The sequence below is a fragment of the Streptomyces varsoviensis genome, from assembly GCF_000718635.1.
Lineage (GTDB): Bacteria > Actinomycetota > Actinomycetes > Streptomycetales > Streptomycetaceae > Streptomyces > Streptomyces varsoviensis.
In genome coordinates, this window is sequence record NZ_JOBF01000032.1 from 16,915 (window position 1) to 30,311 (window position 13,397).

General features: G+C 74.1%; 9 protein-coding genes and 1 pseudogene. 3 read left to right on the forward strand and 7 right to left on the reverse strand.

The genetic code is table 11. The features are described 5' to 3' along the window. Positions 1 to 62: 62 nt before the first annotated feature. The 3 genes and pseudogenes from IF55_RS31940 to IF55_RS31950 all read left to right on the forward strand — a co-directional run. Positions 63 to 401: pseudogene (locus IF55_RS31940) on the forward strand (hypothetical protein); the annotation flags it as partial. 93 nt (positions 402 to 494) lie between these two features. Next, a complete protein-coding gene (locus IF55_RS31945) occupies positions 495 to 1,652 on the forward strand; it encodes an L-histidine N(alpha)-methyltransferase (protein ID WP_157854559.1) in 1,158 nt (385 codons plus the stop codon). Further along, positions 1,652 to 2,305 (forward strand): hypothetical protein, encoded by a 654-nt coding sequence (locus tag IF55_RS31950; RefSeq protein ID WP_030890563.1) that lies wholly within the window; start codon positions 1,652 to 1,654, stop codon positions 2,303 to 2,305. Before IF55_RS31945 ends, IF55_RS31950 begins: the two co-directional genes overlap by 1 nt. Before the next feature lie 4 nt (positions 2,306 to 2,309). On the opposite strand, the gene IF55_RS31955 is transcribed toward IF55_RS31950, so the two are convergent. From IF55_RS31955 to IF55_RS31985, 7 genes are all read right to left on the reverse strand, one after another. Then, complete coding sequence (locus IF55_RS31955) at positions 2,310 to 7,130, reverse strand: hypothetical protein (protein WP_048832919.1); 4,821 nt, start codon at positions 7,128 to 7,130, stop codon at positions 2,310 to 2,312. 65 nt (positions 7,131 to 7,195) lie between these two features. Further along, positions 7,196 to 8,107 carry a hypothetical protein gene (locus tag IF55_RS31960; RefSeq protein WP_030890569.1) on the reverse strand — a complete coding sequence of 304 codons (912 nt, stop codon included), beginning with the start codon at positions 8,105 to 8,107 and terminating at the stop codon, positions 7,196 to 7,198. 118 nt (positions 8,108 to 8,225) lie between these two features. Then, a complete protein-coding gene (locus IF55_RS31965) occupies positions 8,226 to 9,749 on the reverse strand; it encodes a hypothetical protein (RefSeq protein ID WP_030890572.1) in 1,524 nt (507 codons plus the stop codon). A 57-nt stretch (positions 9,750 to 9,806) separates the two neighbouring features. Then, entirely contained in the window at positions 9,807 to 10,451 is a 645-nt protein-coding gene (gene pcp / locus IF55_RS31970) for a pyroglutamyl-peptidase I (RefSeq protein WP_030890575.1), read from the reverse strand. A 70-nt stretch (positions 10,452 to 10,521) separates the two neighbouring features. Continuing rightward, positions 10,522 to 11,490, reverse strand: a complete 969-nt coding sequence (locus tag IF55_RS31975) for a DUF979 domain-containing protein (protein ID WP_030890578.1) — start codon at positions 11,488 to 11,490, stop codon at positions 10,522 to 10,524. After that, positions 11,487 to 12,242 (reverse strand): DUF969 domain-containing protein, encoded by a 756-nt coding sequence (locus IF55_RS31980; protein ID WP_030890581.1) that lies wholly within the window; start codon positions 12,240 to 12,242, stop codon positions 11,487 to 11,489. The genes IF55_RS31975 and IF55_RS31980 overlap by 4 nt, the downstream gene beginning before the upstream one ends. A gap of 234 nt (positions 12,243 to 12,476) precedes the next feature. Then, positions 12,477 to 13,193, reverse strand: a complete 717-nt coding sequence (locus IF55_RS31985) for a GntR family transcriptional regulator (RefSeq protein ID WP_030890583.1) — start codon at positions 13,191 to 13,193, stop codon at positions 12,477 to 12,479. Positions 13,194 to 13,397 lie beyond the last annotated feature (204 nt).

Genomic DNA, 13,397 nt, shown 5'->3' on the forward strand with positions numbered 1-13,397 from the left:
CACCTGATGCCCCTCTTTTGGGAAGTGCCCGTACGGGGCAGTCACTGAGGGGGTGAATCTCCATGGACCAGGATCACGACATCCCGTCCCACCGGGGACGGCCACCGCTGTGGACCGAGGAGCCCGCCCGCAGACGGCGGATGCCCGATCCGGTCCGTACGGCGGCGGTCCGTGCGGTGATCATCATCGCCGTGACGTTGGCCCAGACCATGGTCGCGGTGTTCTGCGCGCTGGCCGGCGCTTGGTTCGCCTTTCCCGCCACGCTGTGCAGCATAGCCAGCACCGTGGTGGCCACCTGGGCGGTCGTCGACGTCTGGGTCACCCGGCAGGTGTGGAACCAGCGGCACGGCGTGGTCTCCGTTCCCAGCAGCTCCGCCCGGCAGCTCCGCAAGGCCCGTCGGCCACGCTTCCCCTGATCGTCAGCGGCCCGGTAAGTTCGGCTGTTGACGGTGTGTCCGCCGGCGGCGGCGGAGGGGCTAAGGGGGAGGACAGCCATGGCTGACCGGGATCGAGCGGTCCATCGCATTCCAGGAATCCTCGGGGACCCCGGCTGGACGGTGTGTCTCGTCGGCGAGGAGCAGTCGGGCAAGCTCGCCCAGGTCACCGCCGGGCTGCGGCACCGGCCCGACCCCGCGGGCGGCGGCAAGCTCATCACCTCCGGATTCTCGTACTGGGGCCTGGAGTCCACCGTCGCCTGGGCGCACGCCTGCAACGACCTGTACTACCCGGTGATGCGCGAGAGCATCGGCTCGTTCAGCCGCCGCTGGCACGCCATGGGGAACGCGCTGCCGGACGGCCCGCTGCACTACGTCAGCCTGGGCCCGGGCACCGGCCAGAAGGACCAGGCGCTGCTGCGGTACCTCGACAGCCGCGGCCAGTCCGCCTGCTACATCCCGGTGGACGTGAGCGCCGAGATGCTGCGGCTCGCCCAGCGCGAGGCCCTCCAGCACCTGCACGTACCGGCCGGCGACGTCCTGCCCGTACAGCTCGACTTCTCGCTCCCCCGCAACCTCGACCGGCTCAGCACCGTGATCCGGCGCACCGTGGGCGACGAGCCCGTCCTCTACTCCCTGCTCGGCAACACCCTCGCCAACTTCGACAGCGACTCCCAACTGCTGGCGCTCCTCGCCGACAAGCTGCTGCGTCCGCAGGACCGCTTCCTGCTGGAGATCGCCAACACCGCAGACCAGAGCGACGCGGTGGCCCGGGCCGCGGCGCAGGAGTACGAGAACAGCCCGCGCTTCCGCGAGTTCGTCACCAGCGCCCTGATGCAGTACACGGATCTGCGGATCGACATGAACAGCCTCACCTACGAGGGGACGGTCGAGGACGACCGGGCGCTGAAGGTCAAGGTCATATACCACAACCGCACGGGCGAACAGGTGGAGCTGACGCTGCCGGACCGCAGCACGGTCCCCTTCCCCGACCGGGACACCATCCGGCTCTACCTCAGCCGCAAGTACACCCAGCCGGGGGTGGAGAAGATGCTGGCGGAGGCGAGAGTCGTCAAGGCCGGGCAGGTCCACGACACCGGGCACGCGGCCTTCGACCGGCCCGCGTTCGGCATGACGCTGCTGCTGCTCCAGAGCACCGAGGCGCCCCGCACCCCGGCCGGACCCGACCCCTTCGCCGCCAGCGGGCCGCGCGCCTGATGGAGCGCTTCAGGCGGCTGAGCCGGCCGTTCTTCGCCGCCACGACCTTCGCCTGCCTGCTGCTCGCCCTCGCCCTGAGCGTGTGGTGGCTGCTCACCTCGCGCGGCCCGGGCAGCAGGTTCGAACCGGCCACCACGGGCCTCGCGCTCGTCGCCGCGATCACCGGCGTCTACGCGGAGCGGCGGGCGGCGGCGCGCGAACGGCGCGCGCAGGCGCTGTACGCGCTCGCCGACGAGCTGGTGAAGAACACCGAACTGCTCACCGGCGAGGGGTTCGCGCGGCTGGACCCGTACGCCCCCAAGGCGCGGGTCTACCCGCGCCTCGTGCAGTCCGCCACCGATGCGGCGCTGGTCTCCGGGGCGTTCTCGGCCCCGGGCCATGTCGAGCTGATCGCGCTGCTGCACCGCTGGCGCGACGCCGTGCACGACTTCAACCGGCGGCTCGACCTCGCCGAACTCCGCACGTACGTCAGCCAGATCCCGGACGAGGAGCTGCTGGCCATCGACAACTCCATGCACCGGGCGGGCGGGCAGCTCGACGGCGTGCGCGAGCTGCGCGCCGGCGTCGAGTCGCTGCTGCGGGAGCGGTACGGTGGCGAGCCGGGCGTCGCGGCCCGGCTCCGGCCGCTCGCGCCCCCGGCCGACGGCGCCTGACGGGCTACTCCTCCGCCGGCCGGTCCGCGGTCGGTACCGGCTCTTCCCCCTGCGCTCGTACGGGCTCGGGCTCCGCGGCGCGGGCCGACGGCTCGTCCTCCGGGCGGCGGTACATCCGGGTCGCCGTGATCTCGCCGTGCACCGGCTCGGAGTCCGGGTCCTCCTGCGGCAGCCCGGGCCGCAAGTGCTCCTCCACGCTGATGTACTTCAGGCCGGCGCGCAGGTCCGCGTCGTTGCGGAGCCGGATGACCAGCGGGAACTCGGCCAGCGCCGTGGTGTCGAAGAGACCCGTGGTGTAGAGGAGCTGGACGCCGAGCGCGTCCGCGACGGCCCGCTGGAGCTCCAGCAGATACGTGGCGTTGGCGCGCCCGATCGGATTGTCGAGGAAGAGCGTGCCCGCGTGCCGCTGCTTGTCGCGGCCCCGGTCGTTGCTGCGCAGCGCCGCCATCGTGCAGTACAGCGCGATCGCCGCGGTCAGCAACTGCCCGCCGGAGAAGACATCGCCCATCTGCCCGACCGGGACCCGCTCGGCGCGCAGCACCGCGTCCGGCTTGAGGATCTCGACGGCCACGCCGCGCGGCTGGAGGGCGGCGCCGACCCCGCGCAGCAGCAGCGACATCCCGTCGCGGCGCAGGTCGGAGTTCTTCTTCACGGCCGAGCGGGTCGCGTCGTCGATGACCTCGCCGAGCCGCTCGCTGAGCGTGGCCTGATCCGGCTCCTCGAAGCGGATGCGCAGGAACTCCTGGCCCGACCACTCCCCCAGTCCCTCGGGCAGCCGGGACAGCCGCTGCGCGGAGCGCAGGGTGGTGAGCGAGGACTCGACCAGGCCGCGCAGCCGGTCCACGATGCTCCCCCGGTTGCGTTCGAGCTGTTCCAACTCGTCGCTGAGCACGCGCAGCCGGGGCGCGAAGGCGTCCGCCCAGGCCGCGGCGTGCTCCGGCAGGGCGGCGGCGGGCAGCTCGCGGATCTGCTGGCGGGCGGGGGTGCGCACCTGCTCGTACCGGGTGGAGTTGGCGTGCCGCACCAGGACGTCGCTCGCCTCGCGTACCGCCGACTCGGCGGCCGACAGGTCGCTCGCGCAGCCGCGCAGCGAGCGGCGGGCCTCGGCGGCGGACTGCCGGGCCGCCTCCAGGTTCCCCGCGTACGGCTCGCCGCGCTCGGCCTCCCCGTCGCCCTCGCCGTCCGCGGCGCGCTGGTTGTCGCGGAGCAGGTCGCGCAGCATGGCGGCGGTCTCCTCGAAGCCGCCGGCCGCGTCCTCGGCGGTGCGGTGGGCGCGCAGCAGTTCGCCGTGGGCGGCGCGGGCGGCGTCCAGGGCGTCGCTGCGGGCCGCGAGTTCGCCGGTGGCGGTGCGCAGCAGTTCCTTGGCCTGCCCGGCGTCGGCGGGGACCAGTTCCTCGGGGAGTTCGGTGTGCGCGTCGCCGTGCTCGGGGGCGAGCCGCTCGGCCTCGCCGCGGAGCCTGCCGAGCTGTTCGCTGGCGGCCGACGCGCGGGACTCCAGCATCTGCACCAGGGACTCGGCCCGGCCCGCCGCGGCCTGGCGGGAGGGGCCGTCGGCGCCGTCGGTGCCTTCGAGGAGCTGGGCGGCGCGGGTGCGGACCTTGTTGGTGAGGCGGTCGAGGGCGGCGAGGGCGGCGCTCTCGTCGCTCTCGGCGCGGGCCTGTTCGGCGCGGAGGTCGGCGCCGACGCCGACCTTCTCGTAGAGCTGGGAGGCCGCGCGGTACGCCTCGCGCAGGGCGGGCAGCGAGGCGGTGGGCGCGCCGTCCTCGGTGCTCACGTGGTCGGGGGCGCCGGCGATCTCGGCGCGCTCGGCCCGTAGCGCGCGGGCGGTGCGGTGGGCGTCGTCGGCGGCGCGCTGGGCGGCGCGGCGGTCCTCGTCGGCGGCGCGGGCCCGGTCGAGGCAGGCGGCGGCGCGCTCCTCGGACTCGGCGGCCTCCTCGGCGAGTTCGCGCAGCCGGGGCTGCCAGCGGGCCCGCTCACGGAGCCGGAAGGCGAGCCCGGCGAGGGCGTCGGCGACGCGACGGGCGCGCTGGGCCGCCTCCTGCCGCTCGTCGCGGACGCGGGTCGCCTCGGCCGCCGTCTCGTCGGCCTCGGCCCGTGCCGTACGGGCCTCCTCCAGCGCTTCCCGTGCGGCGTCGGCCGCGGCGCGGGCGGTCTCGGCGGCGGTGCGCAGTTCGGCGAGGCCGCCGGCGGGGCAGCCGTCGCGCCAGGCGGCGAGCCGGGAGGCGAGGGCGCGGTCGCCGGCCAGCCGGGTCGCGAGGGTGCGGATCTCCTCGTCGCGGGCGGCGGCGCGGGCCCGCAGGGCCTGCCGTTCGCCGTCGGCGGCGCCCTCGTCGTGCATGGCGGGGTTCGGCGGTACGAGAAATACGCCCGTGTCCTCGGCGTCGGGCGCGGGGGTGGGGGCGAGCAGCGCGGCGGAGGTGCCGACGGCGACGGCGGAGCGCGGCAGCAGCGATGCCGTGCCGAGGACTTCGCGGGCGCGGGCGTGGGTGGCGGGGTCGGTGATGACGACGCCGTCGACGAGTTCGGGGCGGGCGGCGAGCACCGAGGCGTGGTCGGCGGGGTCGACGGCCTGGGCGAGGTAGCGCCAGCCGGGGAGGGCGGGGATGCCGTGCTCGCCGAGGTATTCGACGGCGGCCAGCACGTCGGGGCTGGGCGGCAGCAGTCCGCCGTCGCCGAGCGCGCCGAGGATGCGGGAGTCCTCGGCGGCGGCCGTGCGCAGTTCGAAGAGGTGCCGTTCGGCGTTGGCGACGCTCTCGTCGAGGAGTTCGCGCAGCGCGTCCGCGTTGCGGTCCACTTCCTCGGCGGTGAGCGGGCCGTCGGCGGTGCGCTGCCGGGCGAGGCGGACCGCGGCCGAGCCGGCGAGCCGGCCGGGCGGACCGTCGGCGTCCGGGGCGGTGCGCGGGCCGGCCACGGCGGGCGCCGCGCCGTCCTCGGGGCCGTCGCTCTCCTCGCCGGGGCGGGGGCCCGGCACTCCAGCGGGCTGGGGCAGGCCGAGCAGGTCGGTCAGCCGCTGCTCGGCGCCGAGAGCTTCGGCGGCGCGCCGTTCGAGGTCGTGGGCGGCCTCGGCGGCGGTCGCGGCGTCGGCGGCGCGGGCCGCGGCCAGCTCCGTACGGGCGTGCTCGGCGGCGGCGTCCTTGGCGCGCTCGGCGGCCTGGCGGGCGGTGTCGCGGGCGCTCTCCCAGGCCGCGGCGGCGGATTTCTCGGCGTCGCTGGCGGCGAGGGCGGCGCGGGCCGGGTCGGCGTCGGGGGCGCTGTCGTCGAGCCAGCCGGCCCGTACCGCCTCGGCGGTCTCCTGCTCGACCTCGGTGAGCCGCTGGCGCAGGTGCTCGGCCTCGCTGCGGGCGCGCTGGGCGGCGGTCGCGGCGGCGGTGGCGTCGCGGTGGGCGGCCTCGCCGGTCTCCTGGAGGGCCGCCGATCGCTCCTCCTCCTCGGCGGCGACCCGTTCGCCGTCCTCGGCGGCCGCGTGCAGGGCCCGTACGAGCTGGGCGGCGGCGTCGGCGCGGGCGGCGAGCGCCGGGGCGGCGTCGCGCTCGGCCTCGCGGATGGCGGCGGCGACGCGGGCGGAGCGGTCGGCGGCGGCCCGGTGGCGCAGCACGGTCTCGGCGGCCTGCCAGGCCATGTGCAGGGTGCGGGCCTCGGTCAGCTCGCGGCGCTGGGCGGCGGCGCCCTTCTCGGCGGCGGCGAGCGCCAGGGAGGCGTGCCGGTAGGCGAGTTCGGCGGCGACGAGAGAGCTGCGGCCGCGTTCGTGTTCGGCCTCGGTGACGGCGTGGGCGGCGGAGGCGACCTGTTCGGCGAGTTCGGCGGCGTTGCCGCGTTCCTGTGCGCCGCGGGCGGAGAGCCGGCGGGCGAGGGCCCGGGTGCGGCGCTCGGCGTCGGCGTGCACGCCCCGCGCCTGTTCGCGGTGGAGCGCGGCGTCGGCGATGCGGGAGAGGAGGTCGAGGGAGCCGGCGGTGAAGTCCCGTTCGGCGGTCAGTTCGGCGCGGCGGCCGAGCTTGTGGGCGAAGCCGTGGACGAGGTCGGCAAGGCCGTCGGTGTCGCGGGTGTCGGTGACGGCGCGCAGCAGCAGGTCGGTGAAGTCGGAGTCGTTCTTGACGGCGAAGAGGCCGGCGGCCTCGCCCTCGTCGGCGTTCATCTCGCGCTGGTAGCGGAAGAGTTCGGGGTCGAGGCCGAGTTCGCCGAGGTGCTCGTTCCAGCGCTCGTGGATCTCCTCCCAGACCACGTCGAGGTGCGGGTACGCCTTGCCGGCCTCGGTGATGGCGTCGCGGAACCCCTTCATGGTGCGGCGGCGGCCGCGGGCCCCGGAGGCGCCCTCGACGCCGCGGCGCATGGCGGTGGACTCGGCGACGGGCAGGGAGTCGAGGCTGAGGCCGGGTCCGGGGCGGAAGGAGTACCAGGCCTCGGCGAACTTGCGGGGGTCGCCGGAGACCTGCCGGCCGCGCCATTCGCTGACCTTGCCGACGACGATGCTCTCGCCGGTGAGGACGTGCTGCCATTCGAGGGCGACGTGGCCGCAGTCGTCGGCGAGGAGGAATTTGCGCAGCACGCCGGAGCTGGCGCCGCCGAGGGTGTTGCGGTGGCCGGGCAGCATGACGGAGAAGATCAGTTTGAGGAGTACGGACTTGCCGCCGCCGTTCTCCAGGAAGAGCACTCCGGCGGGGGCGGGGCGGCGGGGCGGTCCGACGGGCTCGTCCTCGAAGAACTCCGCTTGCGTGGGCGCGGGGTCGGGCACGGGCGCGCCGACCCCGCGCAGGTCCAGCACGGTGTCGGCGTAGCGCGCGCCGGCGGGTCCGATGGAGTAGAGGCGGACCCGGGACAGCTCGTACATGGCGGCGGACTCTCGTTGCGTGCGGGCGGGTTGCGGTGGCGGCGGGGGCTCGGGCGGTGCTGGGGTCAGGCGTGGAACGGCAGGCCGGCGTCGGCGACCAGGTCGAGGTCGTCGGTGTCCTGCGGCGGCAGCAGGGTGGCGCCGCCGTCGCCGACGGGCACGATGCCCAGCTCCAGGAGTTCGGCCATGGCGGCGCTGCCCGCCATGTCGCGGACCTGGAGCTGGTAGCGGGCGGTGGTGCGGAAGGCGCCGCCGGAGTCGTCGCCGGTGCGCTGGAGGAAGCCGGAGTCGACGAGGAAGGCGACGGCCTTGGCGATGATGCCGGTGGTCGAACCGGCCAGCCGCCGGGCGTCCTTGGTGGCGCCGGTCGCGCTGCGGCGCGCGTACACCCGCCAGGCCGCTTCGAGGCCGGGGGCGTCGGTGGCGGGGTCGGTGTTGTCGCCCTGCTGCTCGGCCCGCTCCTCCAGGCGGCGGCAGGCCTGCCGTACGAACGCGTCGACGCCGTTGACCGTGACGCGGCCGATGTATCCGTCGTCGGCGAGGTCCTCGGGGCGGGGGAACGCCAGGGCGGCTACGCAGAGGTGGGCCAGTCCGTGCAGGAAGCGGTCGGCGGAGTCGGCGGTGGCGCGGCGGGCGTAGTCGCCCATGCGGACGGCGAAGACGGAGTCCTCGGCGGCGGCGACGGCCATGCCCGCGCGGGGCGACACTTCGAGGACGATCAGGCCGAGTCCGGCGGCGACGGCATCGGCGAGCCGCGCGAAGGCGGGCTCGTCGCGGTGGCGGCGCAGCAGGTCGGCGTAGTCCGCGTCGCGGGCGGGCAGCAGCTTGGGCTGAAGCCCGTAGGCGACGAGGCGCGCGGCGTCGGCGGCGTCGGCGGGGGTGACGGCCGCTTGCGCGGGGTGCGCCGGTTCCGCCTCGGCGGATGCCGCCTCCCACTGCGCGGCGCCGTCGGAGTGCTCGGCGTCGTACTCGCTCACGGGTGAAGCTCCTGTCGGGGGTGGCATGGGTTCGTCGTTCGGCTCTCGGCCGTCGGTGGCTGATCGCGCGGTTCCCCGCGCCCTCCAGGGGGCGCGACGAGGCGGCGTCCGGGCGTCGTCACGCCGCCTCCGTGCGGTCCGCCGCCATGCCGGCGGCGTCGAGGAGGGCGGTGCCGACGATGAGGTCGGCGCCGCCGAATTCCCGGTCGTCCAGGGGGGTGCCGTCGTCGACGGCGAAGAGCAGTTTCTCCTCGCCCTGGCGATAGGCGGTGCCGACGGCGGGGCTCGCGGCGTGGACGGCCAGCAGGGCGAGGAGGTAGGGGAGTTCGGGGTCGCGGCGGCGGGCGTCGGCGAGGAGGCCGGAGAGCCGGCGGGGCGCGTCGGCGGGGAGGTCGAGCAGTTCCATCGCCTCGGCGAGCTGCGCCTCGCTGAACCGGCTGTCGTCGGGGGTGGCGATGAGGTCCGGTTCGGGCATCTCCACGCCGAGGTGTTCGCGCTCGGCGGGCGGGGTCAGCAGCATGTCGACGAGGTCGCCGACGCGCACGGCGGCGGGGGTGCGCAGCCCGGTGCCGCGGGCGAAGAAGGCGTCGGTGACGCGGGTGGCCTGTGCGACGGGGAGCGGCAGGAGGGGCGCGAGGAGCTGTCCGTAGAGATCGAGTCCGGCGTGGCCGGTGGGGGTCGCGAACGCCTGGCGGTCCTGCTCGGCGCGGAAGAGCGGGCCCGCCTCCAGGAGCCGGGACTGGAGCTGCGTGTGGCGGCGGATGCAGTCCTTGACGATGTCGACGAGCTCGGCGGCGCGGCGCTTGTGCTCGGGCTCCTCCGCCTCGTCGCGGGCCTTGCGGATGTTGGTGAGGATCGCGTTCTCGTGGCGGTAGCGGTCGGCGACGTGGTCGAGCGCTTCGGCGATCATGTCGGGGACGGCGCTGAGCCAGTCGACGGCGCGGACGTTGCGGCGGGTGGCGTCGAGGGTCTTGCGGAGCGTTTCCGCGTACTGCACGGTGCGGTAGCGGGCCTGCTCGGCGGCGAGCTGCGCGTCGGCGAGCCGGCCGCGGCTGATGAGCACCTCCAGCTTGACCTCGGCGGCGATCTGGGCGCTGGTGACGTCCGTGTCGAGGGCGCCGACCAGGACGTTGACGGCCTCGTCGGTGGTGCGCAGGAAGACCGTGCCGCCGTGGCCGGGGACCTCCTCGACGAGCTTGAAGTCGTAGTCCCGGCGCACGTACGCGCCGTCGGCGCCGAACGTGCCGTACACGGCGCGGAAGCCGCGGTCGACGCTGCCGACGTTGATGAGGTTCTCCAGCACCCAGCGGGCGACGCGGTCGTGCTCGGCGGCGGGCCGGTGGGGCGCCTGCGCCGCGACGCGCGGCAGCAGCTTGGCCACTATCTGCTCGTGGTCGGCGCCGGTGTCGAAGTCCATGTGGAGCGTGACGGCGTCGATGGCCGCGAGGGCGACCTCGGCCATGGCGTAGATCCCGTACTCGCCCGCGAGGTTGGCCTTGCGCGCGTCGAGGTCGTGCAGCGGCGCGGTGCACGCCAGCGCGCGCAGCCGACGGGCCAGTCCCTCGTCGGCGGCCGGTCCCGGTGCTGGTCGCGCGTCCCCGTTGAGCTGGGACGGAGCGGCCGTGGGCGCTTGAGAAGTCACGTCGCACAGAGTAGGCGGTCGCACTGACAACGGACGAAACGGCACGGGGTGAACGGGTCAGTGTGTGGCGCCCCCCACAGCCTTGATGTCGGCGGCGCGGGCCGCGGCGGTGACGGTGATCACACGCAGCGCCTCGGCGGTGACCGCGATCGGGAGGGAGGGCTGGAGCTTGTCGGTGACCTGCTCGGGGGCGAACGGCACGTGCACGAAGCCGCCGCGCAGTCCGGGCCGTTCGGTCGCGGCCAGGTGCATGAGGGCGTAGAAGACCTCGTTGCAGACGAAGGTGCCGGCGGTCTGCGACACGGACGCGGGCAGCCCCGCCGCCCGTACGGCCGCGACGCACGCCTTCACGGGGAGTTCGGCGAAGTAGGCGGCGGGGCCGCCGGGCACGATGGGCTCGTCGATGGGCTGGGCGCCCGTGTTGTCGGGGATGCGCGCGTCGTCGATGTTGACGGCGACGCGTTCCACGGTGATGTCGGGGCGGCCGCCGGCCTGCCCGACGCTGATCACGAGTTCGGGGTCGTGCCGCTCGACGGCGGCGCGCAGCGCGTCCACGGCGTCGCCGAAGACGCAGGGCAGGCAGGCGGTGGAGAGCTCCACGCCGTCGGGCGGGTTGTCGGCGACGGCGCGGACCGCTTCCCAGGCGGGGTTGGTGGCATCGCCCCCGAAGGGCTCGAATCCGGTCAGCAGTACCCGGGTCATGGGAGGCTCCAAGGGGGTCGTGCACGGTGGTGCGGGTGGTTCGGGGTGGCCGGCGGAGTCCGGGGAGGGCTCAGAAGGCGCAGACGTACATGATCACGATGTTGCAGACGAGCAGCGCGCCGGCGGTGGGCAGTTGGGCCTTGATGGGCCCGTACTGATCCTTGAGTTCCAGGAGCGCGGCCGGTACGACGTTGAAGTTGGCGGCCATGGGTGTGGCCAGTGTGCCGCAGAATCCGCAGAGCATGCCGATGGCGAGGATGATGGCGGGTTCGCCGTGGGCCTGCTCGACCAGTACGGGCCAGCCGACGGCCGCGGTCATCACGGGGAAGGCGGCGAAGCCGTTGCCCATGACCACGGTGAACAGGAACATGCCCGCGCAGTAGACGATGACGGCGATGAGCACCGACCCGTCGGGCAGCACCGACTTGGTGATCTTCCCGACCTGCTCGCCGACGCCCGAGACCGAGAAGATGGTGCCGAGGGTGGCCAGCAACTGCGGCAGCAGCATCGCCCAGCCCATCGCCTCCAGCATGGAGCGGCCGGCGTGCATGGGGGTTGAGATCTTCTTCTCGCGCATCATCATCATGGCGACGGCGAGCGCGACGACGGCGCCGATGCCGAGCCCGAGGATCGTCTCGCTGCCGGTCTGGAGGACCGGCTGGCCGCCGATGCGCAGCTTCTTGACGCCGACCGCGCAGATCAGGGCGACGACGGGGATGGTGAGGGCGGGGATGAAGATCTTGCTGCCGAGCCGGTCCGCGCTCGCGGCGCGCTCCTCGGCGGTGCTCGTACGGACCTTGCCGCGGCCGGTGAAGCCGAAGCCGGCGAGGCAGACCATGACGAGGACGGCGACGCCGAGCGGTTCGGCCGGAGCCGACTTGTCGACGACCCAGGTGCTGTAGACGAAGCCGAGGCCGAGCAGGCCCCAGAAGGCGGCGGTGCCGAAGCGCTTGGGGTTGGTGCGGTCGGTGGCCATCTGGGCGGCCATCACCAGGAAGATCGCGCCGACCAGCCAGTAGAACCATTCTGCCTTGATCACTTGGTGGTCCCCCGTGCGCTGTTCTTGGGAGCCTTCTTCGCGGCGCCCTTGGTGCTGGTCGCGCCGCCGTCCTTGGCGGCCGGGGCGCTGAGTTCGCGCTCCAGTTGGCGGTCGAGGCGCAGCAGCCGGCCGCCGTGGATGACGAGCGCGCATATCGCGGTCGGGATGGCCCAGAGCGCGAGCTGCAGCGGTTCGAGGTGGGTGTGGTACGTGGTGTTGACGAACCCGGTGATCAGCAGGATCGAGCCGACCGCGAGGAAGACGTCCTCACCGAAGAAGAGCCCGACGTTGTCGGCGCTGGCGGCGAAGGAGCGCACCTTCTCGCGGGCCTTGTCGGTCAGCGGGCCGTTCTTGCGCTCGGTGGCGCCCTCGGCCATGGGGGCGGCGAGCGGGCGCACCGTCTGGGCGTGGCCGAAGACGCTCTGCAGGCCGAGGGCCGCGGTGACCTGGCGCAGCAGCAGGTAGAGGGCGAGGAACCGGCCGGTGGTGAGCCCGGCGAAGCGGGTGATCAGCCGGCGGGCCTGCTCCTGGAGCCCGTAGCGCTCCAGGAGGCCGATGACCGGGAGGGTGATCGCGAAGATCGTCACGGCTCGGCTGGAGGCGAATCCGTCGCCGAAGGCGGCGATCACCTTCTGCGGCGAGAGGCCGCCGAGGAGGCCGGTGGCTATGCCCGCCACTCCGACGACCAACAGGGGGTTGCGTCTCGTGGCGAAGCCGATGATCACCACGAGGACGCCCAGCAGAACGATCATGCGCCCCGCCTTCCGCGTTCCAGGACCTCACCTGGAGCGTGAGGAGACTGTCCCGGAGGTTAGAGGATCGTTCAACGATCAGACAAGAGCTTGACATCCGGACTTTCTCGGCGGATCGTTTCGCCCTTCAACTCGCGCGGGGCGGCCTTCAGCACGCCGCGGCAACCGCCCCGGCTCGCCCCGGCAGCCCCGGGGACTCGTCCCCCACGAGCCCCCGGGAGTGCCTTCCGGCCCTCATCCCCCGGCGGGCACCTTGGCGGCGTAGGCGCCCGAGAGCTGCCGCAGTGAGTCCTCCAGGTAGCCGGTCAGCAGCCGCTCCGCCTCGGCGACGGCGCCCGCCTGGAGGGCCTCCAGGATGTGCCGGTTGCGCGAGAGGTAGGGCTCGTGGAAGCGGCGCGGGTCGTCCATCACGTGGAAGACCAGTCGGAGTTCGGCGAGGACGCCGCGCATCAGCTCGTCCGTCCGCGGGCTGCCGGCCAGCCCGACGAGCGCCTGGTGGAAGCGGATGTTGGCGGTGGACAGGTCCCGCCAGGCCCGGTCCTGGGCGGCCCGCTCCCCCGCGGCGACGGCGGCCATGACCGGGGCCAGCCGGTAGGGCGGCTCCCCGAGGCCGCGCACCGCCGCGCACTCCACGATCTCGCGCACCCGGTAGATGTCGGCCAGGTCCTCGACCGTCACGACGCGGACGAAGACCCCGCGGTTGAGTTCGTGCACCAGCAGCCGCTCGTGCGTGAGCAGCCGGAACGCCTCCCGGAGGGTGTTGCGCGAGACGCTCAGCGCGCCGCAGATGCTCTCCTCCGAGAGCCGTACACCGGGTGGGAAGTACCCGGAGGCGATCCGGTCGCGCAGTATGTCGGCGACCCGCTCCGCCGTGCTGAGCCGCCCCAGCAGTACCCGGTCGCCCTCCAGCCCGGAGACCTCGATGAGTCCCGGGTCGACCGCTTTCGCCACGCCGTGCCTGCCTTTCGCCCCTGACGGGCCCCGGCCGGGGCCGCGTTGACGTCAGAAGTCAATCCCAGATCGAAGGTCGAGACAACCAGATCTCAAGCCAATACCCGACCCCTCTTGTCGAATCGTTCAACGATCCTCTAACTTGACGGGAACGCCACTCGGCCCGGCTGCCATCCAGCGTCCTGCGACCTGAGGCCACCACGG